Here is a 19,610-nt window from a genome sequence, read left to right as displayed (position 1 = left end):
CGAATAATCCCTGACGGCAGGTTCCATCAAAGGGCTGGTGGTCTTCTTCACCGCTGGTCCGCCTCGTCAGGAACCAGTGCCGTTGTTGCGGGGGCGCGGGAGGCGTTTTCGGGGCGGGCGGGCTTGCTGCTCCGCGCGGATGTCGAGCTGGATGCCGGCCAGGAGCCGTTTGGTGATCTTTTCGCTGCCGTCGAGGAGAGCGGTGAGGGCGGCTTCACGGATGAGGTGGGAGAGGCTTCCCATGACTCCGCCGGTGCGCTGGTGGAGGTAGTCGGCGTGCCGGGCCAGAGTGCCCCCAGTGTGGCGGCGCAGGTGCAGGGCGTTTTCCATGTCGGTGACCAGGTCCAACCAGACGGCGCGCTGTTCGGCGGTGCCGCAGGACAGGGCGGTGTTGCGGACCAAGGTGAAGCGGCCTGCCAACTGTGCGCCGCGCGGCCCGTTCAGCAGGGGGGATGCCTCGACGTCGACGCCTGCGTAGACGAAGGTCGCCGGAATCCTCTCGCCTAGGTGCTTCATCTGGTCGGAGGTCTCCGCGCCGGCCCGGGTGCGGGTGTCGAGCAGATGGACATCGTCGACGAGGACCAGCGCGGTGCCCAGCTGGCACAGCAGGTGGCAGACGGCGTCGGTGATCTGCGCCTGGTTCATCCGGGCCGCGATGGGGATGCCGAGGAACCGGGCGAACTCCGATACCAGCATCTTGGGAGTGGAGGCGGGCGGCACCGCCAGGAACACCACGGGCAGGCGGTCGGTGCGGCCGGGGTGGCGGCGCTGCTCGGCGAGTTCGAAGGTACGGCCCATTTCCAGCAGGGTGGTGGTCTTGCCGGTGGTGGGCGGCCCGGACACGATCAGCCCGCGGCGCGCGGTGCCCTGTTGGCGGCGGTTGAGGAGCATAAGCCGCCGCACCGACAGCGAGATGCGCTCCATCGCCGGGGTGGTCAGGACGACGAACCGGGAGTGGTAGTCCAGGCGTTCCTTAAGCGACCAGTCCTCGTCCCCGGTGGGCGGGGGCTTCAGCGGGGGAGTGCCGACGAACTGCTGCCAGCCCTCCCGCGTGGTCGGCGGCGCATAGGCCGCCATCTGCTGCTCCTCGTCCGGGACGGGACCGGCCTCGGGGACTGCTACCACTGGGTTGCCTCCTGGCGGGCATCGTAGATCCGCGACGGGCGGGGGACTGCGGCCCGCCCGGATGGGTGTTCGTCTCCGGCGGGGTCATCGCCTGCATCGTCTGATGTGCCGAGCGGGTCTTCGTCCTCGTCCCAGCCGTCCTCGAACTCTTCGTCGTCGGGCGCATCCAGGCTTGCTGGGGTGAAGGCGCCGACCAGGCCATAGGAGAGGGTCGGGGCCATGAGGGGGGCGGGCGGCTCCTGCTGGTTTGGGGCGGGCCCGGCGAGGGAGGCTGCAGCGCTGGCGCGTGCCGCGACGGTCCGCTCGCGGCGGGTGCCTTCCCCGTTACCGGCCCGCCGCAGGAGACGGTCCAAGGCCTGGGCGAGCTGTTGCTCGTGCTCGTCGCGGTCGCCGCGGCGCTCGACGGTCGCGCGGATGTGCCGCCAGGTGAAGTCGGTGAAGGGCAGGCTTACTCGCTCCTTGTGGATCCAGGGCACCTCCTCCCACCCGCCAGGCAGCCGCACCCAAATCTGCTGGGGGTCATAAGGGTTGTGGTGCACCTCCCACATTCCGTCCGGGGCCGTCGACTGGAACCCGCGGTGCGGGTTGAGGACCTCATGGTCGTAGGTGCGATAGTCGAAGCGGATGCCGTAATCGTTGATGCCCACCCGCTTGACCGGCATGAGCTCGACATAGTCGTCTTCGCTGAGCAGCACCGGCACATAGCCGGTCACGCCGACCAGCGCGGCCCACATCTCGTTCGGCGACACCGCGAGCTTCGGGGCCAGAGGATGTCGCAGGGATGCGTGCCGACGGTGCTGCCAGTCCGCGACCAGCCACTCCTCCAGCAGATCCTGCACCTGCGGCAGCGTCCAGCACGCCTCGTCCTCGACGTGAGAGCCGCGCTGAGTGACGTCGGAGCCGGTGTAACCGGCCACGTACTGGGAGAACCGGTCGCCGATGGTGCGGAACATCCGCTCGACATTTCCCTTGGCCGGGCCGTTGGCCGGAGGCGCCGGCTGCACCGACACCCCCAAGCTGTCGCACGCCGCGACGAACGAGGCGGAGACGAACACCCGGCCCTGGTCGACGACCACCGTCTCCGGCATGATCACCGGACGGGCCGCCGCCCCCTCCAGCCGCGCGTCCAGAGACACCAGCCGCTCGTAGGGGATGACCGACCGCGATATCGCCAGCGCCTCTTCCCACCCAGGGCGCATCCGCATGGGCGTCACCATCTGCGCCAGCAGAATCGCCGCGTCCACCGACCCTGTGCCCATCGGCCGCAGAACGGTCGCACAGATACTGCGCGTCGCCACATCCAGCGCGATGGTCAACTCGGCCTTACCCACCACCCCGTCGGTCAGGACCACCATCACGTCCAAAGGCGTGCTGTCCAGCATCACCAGCTCACCGGGCCGCAACGCCACCGTCGGGGTGAACGGAGGAGCCGGCCGTGAGGAATGACGGCGCCGCTGCGCCGCGGTTCCCAGCAGCCCCTGACGGTCTGCGAGGGCGTGCACCAGCCGGTTGAACGTCGAGGCAGGCGGTACCTTCACCGCCCCCGCGCCGTGGGCGTCCTCCAGGATCCAGCCGACGGTGCGCCGCAGCCGGCTCAGCGTCCCGGTCGACCGCTCCCGCTGAGCCTGGAGTGCCTGCTCGATCGCGGCGACCACTCGCTCGTCCGCGCGCCCCACCGGCGAGCGCCGCCGGGCAGCCCGGCCGTCCACCAACCCCCACAGGCCCTGCTCCCGGTAGCGAGCCCGCATCCGCCGCACCGTCACCGCACTGGCCGGCTGCCCGGCCGCCGTCAGCTCGGCGGCCTTGGCCTCCTCCCGCTCCGCCATGCTGCGCAGGGCCGGATCGAACTCGGCCCGCGGCACCTGGTCCTGTCCCGGAACGGGGTACCCGGTCTCCACCTCGCGCACGTGCCGCTCCCAGGCGTACGCTTGCTCGCGCACGTGCTCCGGCAGTTCCTCCAGGAGCCCGAACGGCGGCACGCTGCGCCGCGGGGAGCCCACCACTTCGAAGTCGGGGTCGGCGAAGAGGTAGTTCACCAGGACCGTGGCGACGGAGTTGTCCGCGTCGATAAGCTTTACGGACAGGCCTTCCAGCATGACGACCGTCCAGGTCCGCTTCGCGAAGCGCACCTGAGCTCCGGGCTCCAGTACCGTGCCGCTCATCCCTGCCCCCGCCCTCGGGCAACCGCAGTCACGGTCACCCGCTCGTGCAGGGGCACGCCGAGTGGAGCCGACAAGTCGCCGTGCCACAGTGCGTGGAAGACCACCGGGAAGACCTGGATCGGGTCGCCGAGTTCATGCACCCCCTCGATCAGGGGCCGCGGCCGCCGGAATGCCTCGGCCGCGCGCCTGGCCAGTTTTCCGCCCTTGTAGCGGGGGTGCCGGTACCCGGCCAGCCAGCGCAGATTGGCCGCCAGAACCGGATCCGGGGGCCGCAGAACCCGGTACTGCCACCCCGCCGCCGCGGCGGCAGCCTCCATCACCGCCGCCCGACAGGACAGGCGCGGAGAGATGTCGCCGTGCCCTGCGCAGTCCGCAAGCAGACCCCTGCCGTCCGCGAGCCGGGCCATCAGATGCGGTGAGTGCCGCACCCAGCCCCCGTCACGCTCAGACCAGGCAAGTTCCACCGGGCGGCACGCAACGGCCACGACCGAAGGATCCCAGTCCAGCAGCATCACCTGGGTCCGCATGACCCCGGACCCGTAGTGCACCAGTCGTCCGTTGGTCGCCGACCACCACCACCCCGGCGCCATCCGCTTGCCGTGCCGCACCGGGAACCTCCGCACCGGGACGCACTCCTCCAAGCAGACACCACGCGCGGCCTCCAGCCACAACGTCCTCTGCTCGGTTCCCGCCTGGTCAACGAACCGAGCCTCCAGCCGGTCGCCGATCCCGACCGGTAAATCCGCGGTCGTCTCACCATCCGACAGTTCGCCCGGCAGCCCGGCGAAGTCCCCGGATGCACCAGCCGGCTTTCGGACCGCCACGAGCGGCGACTGGTCACATCCTCCGTCTGCCGGACCGGATACCTGAGTACCTGTCTCCACTGCGGCCCGCGCACCACCCTGCGCTCCCGCGCTCTGCCATGGCGATGCGGGCAAGGCAGTGCTGCCAGCGGCCGGCGGGTGATGCTCGTCGATCATGCGCTCCACTCAAGCGCGCCCACGCGCGCGAACCGCCGAAATCAGCCAACCTCCACAGCGCGCAGCGCCTCGCCTCGCTCCGCCGATGACGTTGCCGACCGGGCGCGCATCCGGCCGCATGATCTTCACCCCGATTACCCGGGGAAGGGCGCTGTACCGGCGGCACGGCGACGACGCGCCCGAAGAGGTCGCAGTTGCTGGGCCACCATGCTCGGCCTGCCGATCCTCCTGGGCGACGAGGAGTATGAACGCGTGGTCCATGCCGCGGCCCGGGCCGTCGCTGTGCCGGCTGTGGCTCCGCCCACGGGGGAGTGAGGGCCCGCTCCGCCAGCCGCGCCGGGACCAGTACGGTCACCGGGCGCGGTAGTACGCAGTGGTGGCGCGCCCGTCCCGGTCGCGGAACAGCCGACGGGCCGCGAACGTACCGCCACCGGGCCGGGCAGCGCGGTCCTCACCGGCGTGGCGTGCGGCCGCAACTCGTTCGGCCAGGGCGCGCAGTTGAACCCGGGCCGAGGCGGGGCGGTGCTCCGCGCGCAGCCACCACGGATCCAGCCCGTACCCTTTGGAGTGCTGCTGTGCTGTCCGCGCCGGATGCGGGTGAACGCGCCCATGCAGTCCAGCAGCGGTCCGGCATGCAGTGGGCCTTCCAGCACCAGCCCACGCTCCGCAGCCTGTTCGCACTTGGCCAGCCAGGGCCGCTCCAGCAGTACTGCGAGTTTGCGGAAGAACGCCCCGTCCGGCCGGAAGGGGCGTACCGGTCCGCCGCGCCCGTGATCGTCCCAGATCCGTTCCTGCACCCCGGGGTCGAGTAGCACGGCGGCGAGGGTGACGGTCTCGGGGAACGTCACCGCGTCGCGGGTGACCACTCGCCACCACCAAAACCGCGGTCCCGCGTCACCTCCGGCGACCGCATGCAGCCGGGCCGGCCAGATCCGCTCCCGCTCCCACCCCAGGGCCTGCTCCCACCACGCACACACCACCGCGTGGGTGAGAGCGAACACCCGCCCCGGATCGGCGCCGGCCGCGGCCGCGGTCCGGGCGACCTTCGGCCAGTCCCGCTGCGCCGCGGCAACCTCCGGGCTCGCCCGCAGGTCGAGGTTGCGGTGCCGGTGCCCGTCCCCGCAGGTCTGCATCCACCTCTGATGGCGGGCACAGACCCGCTGCCACGGTGCCACGTACCGGACCACCACGGTGTCGTGACCGGTGCGCGCCGCCGTGCACAGCCGACAGCCATACGCCACCGGCCCGTACTCTCCGGCCGACGCGACCTTCCACCGTCCTGCCGCTGTGTTCGGCCACGCAGCCTCACCGACCCCGCCCAGTCGGGCCAGCAACTGCCGGCCGACCGGGTTCAGCATCACCTCGGCATCCTCGCGCGGACCGGCCTCGTCCCGCGGCCGCAAACCTGACCAAGTCCACAGCGACAGCAGTGCGCCGCGGTCCAAGCCGTAGCGGCCAGCGATTCGGGACAGGTACGACCACGTCGTCTGCGCGGCGACCAGAGCGACTCGGAGCGCCGATGGGCGTGGCATCCTCAAATATCCGACCACCGGCTACACCGGTAACGGGTTCATGGAATGTGCGGCCACAGCGGACAGCCGCTCGATTCTGAGCGGGGCGGCAACGAGGCTGGATGCGGCGGAGAGGCAGTCCACGGTCTCAGCCCCTCTTGATCTGTTTGTAGAAGAAGAACGCGGGCTGTTCGGCGGTGGGAAGCGCCCACGATCTGCCCAGCAGGTCAGGCAGGGGCTGCCCGTCGGGGAGCACCGTGAAGCCGTGCCGGGTGTAGAACTCGCGGAGCTTCGTGGTCTCCAGATCTCTCGTGGCGTTGCCGAACCAGCTCCGGACACCTCGCAGCCTCAGCCGATCCTCCATTGCCCGGATCAGCATGCCCCCGATGCCCCGTCCCCGAAAGGCGGGCACGACTGCCATGAGGTCCAGTTCGCTGTGCAGGTCCATGACCGGCGCGTACTCCGGTCGCCGCATCATCGTCATGGAGACTGCGACCTGTGACCTGCACGTGAGGGCAGCCCCTGCGAGCTCGCCGGTGCCGGGGTCGCGGTAGCACAGCACCAGTGGCGCGTAGAGGGGATCGTGCTTCACCTTCGGGACCGCAGTGGGGGCGATGTCATGGAACGAACCCTCAAACAGCGCCTGCGCCTCCGCCCGTTGGGCGTCGGTTATCGCCTCAGATATCGCCACTGCAGTGCTCATGCGGCCCCAGAGTAGGGCACCTGCGGTACCTCGCTGGCAATGCAGAACCAACGGCCAAGGCTGTCCGCCGCGCTCGGGCTGAGTACCTGGACGGGAACTAGACACCGAGCCAGATCCTGAAGACGTGCACGAGCGCGTTGCCGAGGTGAAGCCCCGCGCTGTGGGCGAGGCCCTGTCGGAGGCCGCGCCCTACTGGACCGTCATGCGCTCCGCGGCCGTGTTCCGGGCGCTGGGTTGCTCGTCGCGGGCAGGCAGCCCGCCCCCGCCGAATCCGCCGCCCCCGCACACCACCGGCAGACCATCCCCGCACCCCGCCAGGGGCGCGGACGGCAGGGCGGCCACCGTTGACCGGAGCAGCGCCCGCCCTGGACCTTGGTGTCAGTGGTGAGTTCTACGCTTAAGAGCTCTGCACCACTGAGCAAGGAGCCGGCCCATGGCCATCGACTTTGTTGCCCTACATGAGCCGCTTGTGGAGTGGGTCCACGAACAGACGGTCGCGAACTCGACGGAGTACGTGACGATCACTGCCTTCGGCGAACAGCACGGTCTCGATGAGCAGCAGTCCCACCGACTCCTGCTGACGTGCAAAGACTGGGGGCTGCTGAGCGATCGTTACGCCGGGATGGGTGATCCAGCGGCCAATCTGACCCCACGAGGAATGGAATGGGTACAGGAACGCCTACGTCGGCGCGCTGACCCCCGAGCGCGCAGTGCCACTGCACGCAAAGGCCTGCTGACCTGGTTGTGGGAGCAGAAGAACGATGGCGCGGGCTACCCCGTTGTGGAGGGAGTCCTTCAGTCCCCGCACTCGCTCCACGAGGGAGGTCGACTGACGCTGGAGGAGATCGATCGTGCCAGCGCCTACCTCCTCGCCAAGGCATTGATCACAGGAACCGAGACGGGACAAACCGAAGGGCCCGTACGAGCTGAGATTACGGCTGAAGGGCAGGACTGCGTGGAGCACTTTGACGGCGACGTGAGCGCGTACGAGCGTCGAAACAGCACCGGCAACACGACGTTCAACATCGGCGAGAACACGGGCAACATCGCCGCGAACAGCCGTGACTTCACCATGAACGCCACGACCAACAAGGACGGCATCGACCCTGCGGCAGTCGTCATGCTCGCCCGCGCACTGCGTCAGGCCGCGCCTGCCTTGGAACTGCCGGAAGAAGACGCCCTCGAGTTCACCCAGCTCGCCACGCGTCTCGAAACCGAGGCCGCCAACGGCTCTCCCGACCCCAGCAGGCTCCAGCGTTGGGGCGGTTCCATCATCGGCATCCTCAACTCGCCCGTGGTCAGTGGAGCCCTGGGGAGCGTGCTCGCTGCATACACCGGGACGGTGCTTCCGGGCCTGCCTCCCGCGTAAGACCGCAACAAATGACCACGGGGTGTGCCGAAAAAGGAAAGTCATGAGGCCCACCCCGTGGTACTACGCCGCTGCTCACTCCAGTCCAAGGGCACCGACCAGGGGATGTTCCACCGCGGATCAATCTCCCTCAGCGCGGCTGTCGCAGTGAGGCTGGGCGGGCTGGTCGAGCATGAGAAAGCGCGGCTGCAGCTGCGTCGCACGCCGAAGCATGCTGAGGGGCCGACCACAGTGGTCGGCCCCTCAGCATGTGCCCGGGTGCTGCCACGCACACCGGCACCGGAGTGCGTCCAGCTGCTCCGCGGTGAGTTTGCCGCGCAGGCTCTGGTAGCCAGCGCCGAACGGCGTGCGCCAAAGACGCCGGATCCAGCGAAGCGGCGAAGGCTGGCGCCGTGCACGCTGCAGGTACGCAAAGTGTTCGCTTCGGCCGGGCCAGTGGGCGGGCAGAGGCCGAGGGCGCCGGACTCGTGTGAGCGGTCTCTCCGTGCAGGGGGCCTCGCGGTGCGGCGCGCGGGTGTGCGACGGTGGGGAGACAACGAGACCGACCGGCACCTCGGGGCGCTGGTCTTTTAGGGGAGTCGGGCGTTGCCCCCATCCCGGGCACCCGGCCCCCTTCCATCGTCGTCCACCCTCTTGTCCGGGGTGCTCGACAACCCCCGGAAGGGGGCGCCCCAGCTGAACGCCATCACCACCCTCAACGGGACGACCGCGACCATCACGGTGCGCGGCGACATCGAAGGGCCTGGATCGCGTAACCCGCGGAACGGCCGCCTGGCTTGCTGCCTATTGTCAGCTAATTTCAGGCGGCTGAGCCGTCCCGGGCCATAGGCTCACGGGCTAGTGCCGGTGGTTTGCGCGGATGCGTGGACCATGCTCGGGGACGAGGGGGGAATCAGCCGGGTGGAAGAGCGGGAGCGTGGGCTGCTGGGGGTGTACGGCCGGTGGCGCAAGGGGGAGTCGGACGAGGATCCTGCGCAGCTGCTCATCGATATCGTCGCGACGCTGCTGGTCCAGTCCGTGTCGTTGGACTCCATACAGACCTATGAGCTCGGCGACGTCCCTGCGCTGGCGTACGAGTTCGAGGGGCGGGACTACCTCCTTCTCCTGGCGGGGCATGAAGAGTCGTCTTCTTGGGGCTGGGCGATCCTCACGGCCGAGGGCCGCATGGTCCGCGGCGAACAGTGGGCGGTGCTCTACTGGCCGGCCGATCAGGCGGACGACGAACTCGTACGCAAGGCAGCCGGGCTCGGGGGAGCCGTCCTCGATCGGACTCACCTGGATGCGGCCGCGGCTGGGGTGTGTGCACTGACCGAGCTGGTCCGCCGCGCCGTGCGCCGGCAGGAGTTCTACCTGCCGCTGGCCGAACTGCTTGGCGTGGGGAAGGCGGCGCCGACGCCCGAGGCGATGGTTGTGCCGGCACGCCTGACGTCTCCTGTGGCCGTGGAGACGCGGACGTGGGCTGGGACGACGGCGGAGGTGCTGCTGATCGGACCAACGCGCCCTGACCGGCCCACGGGGCTGGCGTGCCTACCCCAGGGCCGTGTCCTCATCACCTGCGCTGACGGGCTGCTCGAGGTCGACACGGCCAGCGGCCAGGCCCACTGGCACCTCATGCTGCCCGGTTGCCATGGCGCTGCGTTGGTGTGCCGGGATGGCGGCGTCCTGGTGCTGCGCGGCTCCTCACTCATCCGCTGGCATGAAGGCCGTCTTCACGCCGTCGCCGGAGACTTCGACGACAGCTCCGTGCTGCTGGCCGGACCGGACGGTGAGCCGTGGGTCCTGTCGGGCTCTGGTGTCACGTTCGGTGTCGGTGAAGGGGACCTTGCGCTGGTGCGCGCCGGGGACACGGTCGGGGGCCAGATGCCCTATCCGATCCATTTCCCTGGCGCAGTGCGCTCGGCGGTCTGGCTGGAGCGGCGTCGGTTCTTCCTCGCCGCCTCGGGACACAGCACGGTCATGGACCTGGCTCGCTCTACGGACGCGGGCCAGCGCGAGGACTGGATCCGCACCCCCGTGCACTTCCCGGCCCATGTGCTGCGCGCCGACGCCACCAGCGTCCTGAGCGCCTCACCCGACGGCACCGGCACCGGGATCGCCGTGCACCGCACCGACGTCGTTAGCCGTACCAGCGAACCCATAGTCGAAGCCCGGCTCGGCGAACTCTTCGGCTTCGCCCAGGCCCCAGACAGCAGCCCTGCCTACCTGCTGGCCTCGCTGCCCTCCAACGACCACACGCAAATCCGCCCCGTTCTGCTACGGCTCACCGGAAACCGCCCCGCGGCTCCCCGCTCGGCACCCGCACCGACGGCGTACCGCTATGACGTGGTGAGCCAGACGGCGCGCGGCGAGCGCGGGGACTACGCGCTGGAGCCTCGCCCCCTGGACCCGCCCGGGGGGCAGGCCGAGGTGTTCCCGGCCACGCACAAGCCCTCGGGGACGGTCGTGGCCTTCAAGCGCCGCTCGGGCTGGCGGGAGCGTGGCCAGCGGCGCATGCGCCGCGAGGTGGAGGCAGCCCAGCGGTTCGGCGACAACCCGCACGTCATGCCGGTCCTCGACTTCCACCCCGGCTACGCGTGGTTCGTCATGCCGAAGGCCGAGGCCACCGTAGAGGACAAGCGGACCGAACTGCAGGACCCGGACAGGCTGCGGCCCCTGGTTGAGGCCGTTGCCGCAGGCCTCGCCGACGCGCACCGCGAGGACTGGATCCACCGGGACATCAAACCCGCCAACATCCTGCTCCTAGAGGGCCGCTGGGTGGTCGCGGACTGGGGCATTGTGCGCCGCCCCCGCGGGCAGACCAGCACCGCCGGCCTGCTGACCACGACCGCCATCGGCACCGAGGGGTTCGCCGCGCCGGAGCAGTTCCTCGACGGTCACGACGTGTCCCCCGCCAGCGACATCTACAGCCTCGGGCAGCTCATCGGCTGGATTCTCACCGGGATCTGGCCGCAAGCCAATGTGCCCCTCCTTCCCGATCCGGGCCCGTGGTACGGCGTTGTACGCCAGGCCACCCAGCTAGATCCCGCCCGCCGCCCTCAGGACATGGCCGCTTTCCTCGGCCTGGTCGAACGCGAGACAGGGGCCAGCAGCGAGCTGCCCATCGTGCGCGCCCGGCGACTGCTGGAGGACGCCGACCAGAACGACACCGCTGCGGCCGCCCAGCTGCTCGCTCTCGCCGCCGATCAGCCCGGCTCCTCCGAGCTGTACCTGGACGTGATCACCAGACTGAACGTGCCGACGGTCAAGGGAGCGCTGCTCGACAACCCGACCCAGACGGCCACCGTGGTCCACGCCCTCACCCAACATGCGGCTGCCCACGACTGGCCCAGCAGGGAGGAGGCCGACCGGGCCCTGTGGTGGCTGCTTGATGTCGCCCGCCTGGCAGGATGCGAGAAGCAGTGGGCGCTGCTCGACATAGCCGTTCAGGGCATGTGCGACTGGGACGGCCGCTTCGACCGGTGGAGTCCACGAGACGACATCAAGGACTGGATGCGTGAACTCACTGGTCACGCCGCCAGCATCGTTGCCTCCGCGCTTCGCGCCCAACCGGCGGGAGCACGACTCCTCTGTGAACTTGCCGAAGACCGGCGAGTCGACCAGGCCATCCGAAGCGCTGTGTACAGACACTGAGCGGCCTGTGCAGAGGCATTGATCAACCACACCCCGGGTCCTTACGGTATGTGAGTGGATGATGACGAGGGGGATCGCTTCTCCGACGCCATGCGGCTGCTGCTGCTCATTGCAGCAGTGTGCGATCCGTTGCGCGAAACGGAGCAGCAGGCAGCGCCGAAGGATGCGGTCGCTGTGCTGCGCGCTGAGGGCCGGCTGCAGAAGCTCGACTTCTGGCTTCGGAACCCGGACTATCTGGCCGATGAGCTTCTCAACGACTACGAGCGTGAGCGTGAGAAGGAAGCCATCAACCTGGAGTTGGCCGGCAGCATCCTGGATTCGGACGAGCCGGAGATCTGTGCCATCCCGATGCTGCGCTACCTGTTCGGGGCGTTCGAGTACATCGATCAGGCGATGAGCGTCCTGGCCGCCCCGCGGCTGGTGGTGGTCGTGCCGCGGCGCACCGCCGCGCGGGTGCTGCAGGACAACTACTACCTCACGGCCCAGGGCCGCGAGGTGGCCGAGCGGGCGACGGAGCAGTTCCCGGTTCTGGCCTGGTACACCGAGCGCGCCCGCCTCGTCCGGGCGCTCGCCGAGGCCACCGGGCATTCCGCACTGGCGCTGCGCAAGCGGCAGTACCTGCAGCGCGACTACGCCCAGACCCCGCTGAACGAGTTCATACCGTCGATTGCCGACCGGGCCCGCGCGCGCCTGGCCCGGCTACGCGCCGAAGCACAGCAGGGGGACGCCGCGTGACCACAGAGCCTTTGCCCGTGCCGTCCGAGGGTGAGCTGTACGAGCAGATCGCCGCTCGGCTGCCGTCCGCTGACGCGGAGAGGGTCCGCCACGCTCTGTCTGCCCACGGCATCCAGCTGACCAGCCCGCTGCCCGCGCGCCGGCAGCTCGTCGTGCATCGGCTGTACTGCGAGGGCACCAAGACCGGTACGGACGACAACGACGGCGACTTCACCGTCGACATGACGCTGGGGCCGGGGCCGTGGGCGATCGCCAGCACCCTGAACAATGCCGGCAAGTCGAGCCTTCTGTGGGCGCTGAGCTACGCCCTGCGTGGGGATGGCTTCGAAGCCTTCCGCCGGTCGGAGACAGTGGACTGGTTCTCCTACATCCGCGCGGATATTGAGGTCGCTGGCGTCGCCGCCTCCATACGCCTCACCTTCGACAAATCCGAGCGCCCCAGCTGCCGGCTCCTGAGCGCCGACACCCTTGAGCACCTCACAACCCTCGACGGCTCCCAGGAGAGCGGTCCAGGCGTACGCGTGGCGGCCACTGCGGAGCCCGGCGGCGTCAAGGAGCTCATCGACCGTTTCATGCTCGACCGCTTGGGCCTTCGGCCACTGTCCCTGTGGGCGGCCGAGGCAGGCGCGCCGAAGGACGCCGACGGCAACCGCGACAGCGCGGAACAGGTGCACGGCTGGGCAAGCTACTTCTATGCCATTGCGCTGAACGCAGGGAACTCCAGCATCCTGCTGGGCCCGACGTCGTACAACCAGCTCCCCGTGAAGCTGATGCAGCTCTTCCTCGACGTCCCCTACGCGTCCGAGCTGACCCAGATCAACACGGCCCGCAAGAAGGACACCCAGGAGAACAACCGCGTTCAGCGGCGGGCACGCGAGGACACCAGGGCCCGCGAGCAGCAGACCGAGCCGCTGCGCCAGGCACTCAGGGCTGCCGAGGAGAAGGTGGCGACCTTGGAAGCGGGCCAGCCGGACCTGACTGGCTTGCTCGCCGACGTCGATGCCGCCGCACGACGACTCGCCCACGACCAGGCGGCTCACCAGGAGGCTGAAGAAAGCCACGCCCTCACGCGCAAAGCCCGTCTCAAGGACGAACGAGCCGTCCGCCGGGCCCAGCAAAGCCGTGCGGCCCGAGCCCTTCTGGGAGCGCTCGAGCCGGAGGCCTGCCCGCGCTGCGACCACGAGATTGATGACGCCCGGCGTACCGCGGAAGAGAGTGAACACCGGTGCTCGGTGTGCGCGAGCCCTCTGCCGGAGGTGGAGGACGACCCAGAGGCGCGGGCAGCGCTGCTAAGCCGACTGGAGGATCGGGTGAATGCCTCCCGCACGGCTGAAGAGACAGCCCGGCTGGCTGTCGAGGCGGCTGTCGCCGCCTGCGACAACAGCCGTGCGGCGTACGGCCTGGTGAACGCCCGCCTTACTGCGGCACGTTCCGGCAACTGGTACACCCGCCTCGAATCCGCCCGGCAGGACGTCTACCAGCTACGCGGCGCTCTGGCAGTCGCCACCGGCAACGGGACCGGACTGCCGGAGGTGGTCGGTGACTACGTCACCGCAACGACGAGCCCGTCGGACACCGAGGACGACTCCGACGACAGCGACGCCGTCTTGGAGGCGGCCGCCGAGGTGTTGTCGACTGTGGTCGCCGACCACAGCAAGGCCCTGTTCGCCGACCTGAACCGTGAGATCGTCGCCATCGCCCACGACCTGGGTGTCGCCAACCTGACCAGCGTCGACCTCAACCTGGCGGGACACCTCAACGCCCGCAAGACCGGCAAAAAGCACCCCTTCAAAGCATTCAGCCCTACCGATCGCCTGCGCATGCGCATCGCGGCCATCGTCGGCATGATCAAAGTCGGCCGCAAACGGGGCATCATGTCCCACCCCGGTCTGCTGCTCATCGACGCACCCACAGCCGAGGAGCTCGCCCCCGAGAACGCCCGCCAGTGCATCAAGACCCTCTACGAGACCGCTGAAGACGACCCGGGCATCCAGATCGTGATCACGTCGATCGACGACGCGGTTTGGGAGTTCTACCCCGAGGACCGTACCGTGACCGGTCCTGACAAACGCCATCTCTTCTAGGCCAGGCCACCAGGACTATCCAGCAACGACGGGGGAGGCGGAGGGCATCGTGCACGTCATCGACGAGCGCCTGGCCCAGTGGGCCGCGCACGCCTCCCGCCCCCAGCTGCGCGCCGGCCCGACAGTGGAGGACCTCGGAGGTCTCGACGCCGTTCTCACCGCCGCGGACCACCTCGCTCAGGGCCCCTTCCTGGCCCACCTCATCCAGGCGACCGCGCACCACCTCGACACCTTCGGTTCCGAAGCCTGCAAGCCGCTGTACGACGCCGTCCTCGACGGCCTGCGGACCAACAACAACCACGCGGCCTTCGCCAGCGCCACCGACGCCCTCGCCAGCCGCCCGGCCCTGGCACGTGAACTCGGCACTCCACTGACCCGCGCGCTGCTCGCCCGTCTCCAACAAGCCCAGGACGCCAGCGACGACCTCGCCGCGGCCCTCATAGGGGTGGAAGCCGCGGACTGTCTCGTCCAGCTCACCCTGGCCGGCGTCACCAAGGCCGCTCGTCTCCTCGGCGCCATGGACGAAGCAACCGAGGACCCGGCTGCACTTCCCGAGGCCATGGCCACCCGCCTGCCGCGCCTCCTCGGCGTCCTCGACGCCCACCATCCAGGCGCCGGCCTTCGGGAGGCCCTCGAACGCTGCCTGATGCTCGACCACACCTGCCGGGACGCAGCCTTCGAACTCGCCCTGGGCGACCTGCGCCAGGCTCTGGAACAAGACCAGTACGCGCCCATGACCGAACAACTCCGCAACACCCAGGATCGGCTGGCCGAACTGATCACTCTCGACCCCCACCGCCTGGACGCCCAGCTCTACCACGCCGCCATCGAAGCCGTCCTCGGCCTGTCCGCCCCTGACGCCCCCGCACGCGTCCGCACCGCCGCATCCACCCTGCGCGACGTCCTCCACCGCTACCGGAGCTATCGCTACCGCACCCGCACCCCGGCCTGGGCACGACCACGCCAGAACGACGTGCTCGCCTGGTCGGAACTCACCGTCCTACTCGACGGTGCCGCCGCACACCTCGCCCACGATGACCCCTGGTACGAAGGCGGCCACGGCATCCTCACCGCGCTGCTCCGCGCGTACACCGCGCACAACACGGTCGCCGTCCTTACAGACAGCCCGGCGGCCGCCGCCGTGGAAACCTTGGTGGCGCCCGTCATCGAAGATGCCTTCCTCCAGCACGAGCACCGGCAACGATTCCTCCAGCACGCCCTGGCCCACGACGAAGAGATCCGCGACGATCCCGCGGCCCAGCAACTTCATGCTGCCCTCCTCCACCGCACCGCGACTAGCGCAGGATCCCATGATCAGCAGGCGGGTGATCAGGGAAAAGCACGGCGCTGGCAACAGCTGGCACACCAACTGAAAGACGACTTCGCTGCGTTCGTTGACCAGACACCCGAGCATGTCCTCGACCGTCTGGAGCTCAGCCTCCGCACCCACGAAGACGTCCTCGCGGCCATCGCCGACCCCAAGTACGGTCGCCTCAAGGCGCAACTACTCAAACAGCTGGAAAGCTCCCGTGACTGGCTTTCCGGCATCGCCGACGAGTTCACCGCCCTTCTGGACACCACGATCCGCTTCGCCTACCAGTGCTACGACATCGGCCGGAAGATGGGCGGCTCCTATACCGAGTACCTCCGCAGACGAGACAAGGACGGCAAGAAGCAGAAGGTGGACGAGGCTCTCTTCCATCAGCACTACCGGGAAGTACTCGCGTTCTCCGCCCTCTTCAACATCGTCAGCGCAGAAGTCATCGACAAAGGCGGCGGCCGCGCCGACATCATCGTTTCCTTCGGATCCGTCCAGTTCAACGTCGAATGCAAGATCGAAGAAGACGACGCCAGTGAGGCCGGCCTACGTCAGTACGTCGCGCAAGCAGCCGAATACCAGAACACCAACGCCGCCTTTGCCATCCTCCTTGCCCTCGATAAGACAGTCGGCGCCGAAGGCGCCGCCAACCTCTTCGACAGCATCTGGATCGAGCCTGTCCAACGCGCCGACGAACGCGAACCCTGCCACGTCGTGATCATCCGTGTCCCAGGAGGACGCGATAACCCCAACCTGCTACGCCCAGCATGACCACTCGTCGCTGACCTTGCTACGGCTGGTCGACCGTCGTCGCCTGGTGGACTTGTACGCGCCTGGGTGGCTGATGCTCCACGGCTGTCAGGCCCACTCCACGCCTAGCTCCCGCAAGGCGTCGAGCTGCTGCGCTGTGAGTTTGTCGCGTCGTTGTTTGGTGTTGCTGTACCAGATGCCGAGCTTGGCCTCCGTCCCGTCGGGCAAGGTCACCACCGCCTTTCGGGGTACAGGCCGGTGGGTGCCTTCCTGTTCGACCCACTGGGTGAGGGCCGCCAGGCCCCTCTGGAATGCCTGCTGTGTCTTGCTCCCGGCCTGCCCCGGGCCCTTCGTCGCGCCCTCAGCGGCTGGTGCCGCAGCCGGTGCCTCGTCCGGTGTCACGCCCAGCCGGGGCAGCCGTTCCTGCTGCTCTTTGGAGAGCTCCGCCCAGTTGCGGCGTTGTCGTTGGAGCCATCGTCCGAGGTCGTCGTTGTCGTGGAGGACGCCGGGTGCGATGTCGGGGAGCCGGCCGCCTGGTTCGTCGGCGGCGAGGTCGGTGAGGACGCGGTGGTGGCGCTGCCAGTCCAGCGGCCAGGGGCAGTTCCAGTCCGCATCGATCGCGGTCAGCTGCCCTGCGCGCTCCGCCGCCCGATCTGAGTCCTTGCCGAGGCCGTGGGGGCGGCGGAGGTTGGCGATCAGTTGTCCGATGGCGACGGGCCGGCCGTCGGGGTCGTCCCAGACGGCGTCCTGGCGGGGTGCGAGGTGGCCGGTGGCGCGCCGGTAGGACCGGAGGGTGGCGAGTTTGTTCTCCCAGGCTTGGTTGCCGGGTTCCCACACCATCCCGGCGTCGGGGGCGTCGAGCAGCTCGACGCGGTGGGGGTCGAGCTCGCCACTGCGTAGCGCTTTGCGCTGCTGGTGCACCCACCTCCCCAGCGGGAACGCCTTGGTCACCCCCACCCGCGTCTCCACGTCATACGGGACGGCGTACAGCCCGGTGATGTTGTTCTGGGCTCGCCAGCGCAGGAGGGCTTGGTAGCCCTCGAGCCAGACCAGTGACTGGGGCCGGTAGACGCGGGTGCGCAGGAACGCGGCGATGGTGGCCGGATCTCGGGGGCTGGAGAACTGCAGCAGCTCCGACTCCGCCACGCCGCTCCCCGGCTCCCGCCCCTCCCGCTCACCGGCGCCGGTACCGGTACCGGTACTGGCAATGATGCGTCCGTCATCGTCCCGCCGAACATGGACTTTGCGCGTTCCTCGGGTGAGGGCGCGGTTGGCGAGTTGTTCGGTGAGGTGTTCGGAGTGGGAGCGCAGGCCTTGAAGGACGGCGACGAGGGGGGCGTAGGAGGCGCTGGCGATCATGTCGGTGGGGTCTTCGCCGGGCTGGAGGAAGACGGGCACGATGATCCGCGCGGTCTTCGTGGTGCCGTCGAGGTTGGGCCGCAGCGCCCGGCCGATGTTCTGCACGATCTCGACCTGGGAGCTACGGGTGTCGGCGAAGCAGACGGCCTCCACACCCCGCTCGCCCCGGATGTCGACGCCTTCGCCGAGGACGCGGCAGCTGGCGAGGAACGCCCGGTGCACCCGCCGCCCCGCGGCGTCGATCCCGTTCGCGAACTGGCGCAGGACCTCGCGGCGTTCGGTGACGAGGTGGTCCCCGCACAGCCATGCCGACCACACCCGGTCCGCGGGAACGTGCCGCCCGGCCTCCTCGACATCCCCCGGCACGGCGCCGAGAGGGGACCGCGGCCGGTCGGCGGCCTCGCCGAGGGCGTAGGCGGTGACCTCGTCCGCATACAGGTCCGCAGCGGTCCGGGGCAGGTTGACGGCGAAGGCCTCGGCTTCCTCGACCCGGCTGTGGAAGGTCATCATCGTCTTGATGTTGCGGGCACTGGCGTGCTCCAGCAGCGCGGCCTGCAGCAGCGCGAGCCGCCGGCCACGCCGCGCCTCGTCGGACAGGCCGACAAAGCAGTCGGGGTCCTCGATCTCCAGGACGTCGATCTCGAACCCGGCGAGGACCCCCCGCTCGACCGCCTCGGCGAGAGCGAACTCGGTCAGCCACGGCCCGAACGTAGGGGAGTCCTGGCCCATCGAACAGAGCTCCAGCTCACGCCCGTCCTTCCCCCGCTGCGGCCGGGGCGAGGCCAGGATCCGCGGGGTAGCGGTGAGGTAGAGCCGGAAGTCCGCGGGGATCCGCTGGTTGTCGTGGATCGCCGCCCACGGCCGACCAAGATCACCGGTAGTGCCATGAGCCTCATCGACGACCGCGAGATCGAACGGGGCCATCCGCTGCCCGTACAGCCGCTCCCCGCCCGCCAGAGCGGCTTCCAGCGGCCCCCGCACACGCCCCTGGCCCTCCGGGGCGTCGAAGTCATCACGGTCCACCAGGGAGGCGTACGTGGCGAACACGACCACCGGCCCCGACCCCGCCCACAACGCGAGCTGAATCGGGTTCGTCGTCGTCCGCACACCCAGCCCGTCCAGCACCGGGTCGCTCTCCAGCGAGCACACCGCCACCATCGCAGCGCGGTGACCCACCGCCCGCCACGCCTCCGCGGTCTGCACGAGCAGATCCAGGGTCGGCACGGTCACGAGGACCCGGCCGGCAGGGAAGCACTCCAACGCGCACGCAGCCGCCATGATCGTCTTCCCCGACCCGGTCGCCGACACAATCGTTCCCCGCGCCCCCTGCGCCGGCACCGAAGATCTTGCAGGAAATCCCACCCAATTCTGAAAAGCCGACTTCTGCCGTACCTGGTGTTCTCGGAGCTGAATCAAAAGAGCTCTCCAAACTCGGGAAAGACTTGCTCGACGGAGGCGATACGGCACCCGGTGCGCCGGTAGAGGCCGCCGTTCTTACCGTGCACGGCCCAGGCCCGCCCGGCCGCCTCTTCGGCCGGCGCAACCATCAGATGAACGACGGGACCCGGCACGCCCGGGCGGGAGCGGCCGGCAACAGTCCGGGCACCGATCCAGCAGACGGGATGCCGCGAGACCTTCACAGCCGCGACACCCGACCGCTCGACCTCGGCCACGTCCGCCATCAGCCGCTGCAACCACTGCTCTTCACAGCGGACAGCACGCGAGTCGAGCGAACGCGCGTACATAGCCACCTGCTCCCTGTCCATGACAGCGGCGATCCGCTCCCACTGAACGCACGCAGCTCCGCGATGAACAGCTCACTCAAGTGATGCGGTTCCGCAGGACCCACCCGTGCGCGCCCGGCGCGTTCCTGAGCCCGGCGTA

General features: G+C 69.3%; 12 protein-coding genes. 5 read left to right on the top strand and 7 right to left on the bottom strand.

Features of this window, described 5'->3' with window-relative positions; translation table 11 throughout:
- Positions 1-66: 66 nt before the first annotated feature.
- The 5 genes from OIB37_RS00190 to OIB37_RS00170 all read right to left on the bottom strand — a co-directional run bounded on the left by OIB37_RS00190 (position 67) and on the right by OIB37_RS00170 (position 6,481).
- Positions 67-1,077, bottom strand: coding sequence for a TniB family NTP-binding protein (locus OIB37_RS00190; RefSeq protein WP_330461738.1), 1,011 nt, complete (start codon positions 1,075-1,077; stop codon positions 67-69).
- Positions 1,078-1,118: 41 nt separating this feature from the next.
- The gene (locus tag OIB37_RS00185) at positions 1,119-3,287 is read right to left on the bottom strand and encodes a transposase (protein ID WP_330455446.1); all 2,169 of its coding nucleotides are present in this window, start codon (positions 3,285-3,287) and stop codon (positions 1,119-1,121) included.
- Positions 3,284-4,267, bottom strand: a complete 984-nt coding sequence (locus OIB37_RS00180; protein WP_330455445.1) for a TnsA-like heteromeric transposase endonuclease subunit — start codon at positions 4,265-4,267, stop codon at positions 3,284-3,286. The genes OIB37_RS00185 and OIB37_RS00180 overlap by 4 nt, the downstream gene beginning before the upstream one ends.
- Before the next feature lie 134 nt (positions 4,268-4,401).
- Positions 4,402-5,625 carry a hypothetical protein gene (locus tag OIB37_RS00175; RefSeq protein WP_330455444.1) on the bottom strand — a complete coding sequence of 408 codons (1,224 nt, stop codon included), beginning with the start codon at positions 5,623-5,625 and terminating at the stop codon, positions 4,402-4,404.
- A gap of 301 nt (positions 5,626-5,926) precedes the next feature.
- Positions 5,927-6,481 (bottom strand): GNAT family N-acetyltransferase, encoded by a 555-nt coding sequence (locus OIB37_RS00170; protein WP_079155150.1) that lies wholly within the window; start codon positions 6,479-6,481, stop codon positions 5,927-5,929.
- A 433-nt stretch (positions 6,482-6,914) separates the two neighbouring features.
- Here OIB37_RS00170 and OIB37_RS00165 point away from each other — a divergent pair, with 433 nt between their 5' ends.
- The 5 genes from OIB37_RS00165 (at position 6,915) to OIB37_RS00145 (ending at position 16,388) form a co-directional block, all read left to right on the top strand.
- A complete protein-coding gene (locus OIB37_RS00165; protein WP_330455443.1) occupies positions 6,915-7,850 on the top strand; it encodes a hypothetical protein in 936 nt (311 codons plus the stop codon).
- A gap of 870 nt (positions 7,851-8,720) precedes the next feature.
- Positions 8,721-11,480 carry a serine/threonine-protein kinase gene (locus OIB37_RS00160; RefSeq protein WP_330455442.1) on the top strand — a complete coding sequence of 920 codons (2,760 nt, stop codon included), beginning with the start codon at positions 8,721-8,723 and terminating at the stop codon, positions 11,478-11,480.
- Between the two features lie 54 nt (positions 11,481-11,534).
- Positions 11,535-12,215, top strand: coding sequence for a hypothetical protein (locus tag OIB37_RS00155; protein ID WP_070390092.1), 681 nt, complete (start codon positions 11,535-11,537; stop codon positions 12,213-12,215).
- Positions 12,212-14,299: an ATP-binding protein gene (locus OIB37_RS00150; RefSeq protein ID WP_330455441.1), complete on the top strand. Its 2,088-nt coding sequence runs from the start codon at positions 12,212-12,214 to the stop codon at positions 14,297-14,299. The genes OIB37_RS00155 and OIB37_RS00150 overlap by 4 nt, the downstream gene beginning before the upstream one ends.
- Positions 14,300-14,423: 124 nt before the next feature.
- Positions 14,424-16,388 carry a hypothetical protein gene (locus OIB37_RS00145; RefSeq protein WP_330455440.1) on the top strand — a complete coding sequence of 655 codons (1,965 nt, stop codon included), beginning with the start codon at positions 14,424-14,426 and terminating at the stop codon, positions 16,386-16,388.
- Between the two features lie 87 nt (positions 16,389-16,475).
- Here OIB37_RS00145 and OIB37_RS00140 read toward each other — a convergent pair whose 3' ends face one another.
- Both OIB37_RS00140 and OIB37_RS00135 read right to left on the bottom strand, forming a co-directional pair.
- Positions 16,476-19,142: a DEAD/DEAH box helicase gene (locus tag OIB37_RS00140; RefSeq protein ID WP_330455439.1), complete on the bottom strand. Its 2,667-nt coding sequence runs from the start codon at positions 19,140-19,142 to the stop codon at positions 16,476-16,478.
- On the bottom strand, positions 19,139-19,471 hold the full coding sequence (locus OIB37_RS00135) for a hypothetical protein (RefSeq protein WP_330455438.1): 333 nt from the start codon (positions 19,469-19,471) through the stop codon (positions 19,139-19,141). The genes OIB37_RS00140 and OIB37_RS00135 overlap by 4 nt, the downstream gene beginning before the upstream one ends.
- Positions 19,472-19,610: the final 139 nt, after the last annotated feature.

Origin of the sequence: Streptomyces sp. NBC_00820 (genome assembly GCF_036347055.1) — a bacterium.
GTDB lineage: Bacteria > Actinomycetota > Actinomycetes > Streptomycetales > Streptomycetaceae > Streptomyces.
The sequence above is the reverse complement of the archived record's forward strand: the minus strand, read 5'-3'. Positions and strand labels throughout refer to the sequence as shown.

What these genes read in the sequence shown, in the direction of transcription:
- OIB37_RS00135 (WP_330455438.1), bottom strand. Translation starts at nt 19,471, where the DNA reads ATGTACGCGCGTTCGCTCGACTCGCGTGCTGTCCGCTGTGAAGAGCAG.
- OIB37_RS00170 (WP_079155150.1), bottom strand. Translation starts at nt 6,481, where the DNA reads ATGAGCACTGCAGTGGCGATATCTGAGGCGATAACCGACGCCCAACGG.
- OIB37_RS00160 (WP_330455442.1), top strand. Translation starts at nt 8,721, where the DNA reads ATGCTCGGGGACGAGGGGGGAATCAGCCGGGTGGAAGAGCGGGAGCGT.
- OIB37_RS00165 (WP_330455443.1), top strand. Translation starts at nt 6,915, where the DNA reads ATGGCCATCGACTTTGTTGCCCTACATGAGCCGCTTGTGGAGTGGGTC.
- OIB37_RS00175 (WP_330455444.1), bottom strand. Translation starts at nt 5,625, where the DNA reads ATGCTGAACCCGGTCGGCCGGCAGTTGCTGGCCCGACTGGGCGGGGTC.
- OIB37_RS00190 (WP_330461738.1), bottom strand. Translation starts at nt 1,077, where the DNA reads ATGGCGGCCTATGCGCCGCCGACCACGCGGGAGGGCTGGCAGCAGTTC.
- OIB37_RS00180 (WP_330455445.1), bottom strand. Translation starts at nt 4,267, where the DNA reads ATGATCGACGAGCATCACCCGCCGGCCGCTGGCAGCACTGCCTTGCCC.
- OIB37_RS00185 (WP_330455446.1), bottom strand. Translation starts at nt 3,287, where the DNA reads ATGAGCGGCACGGTACTGGAGCCCGGAGCTCAGGTGCGCTTCGCGAAG.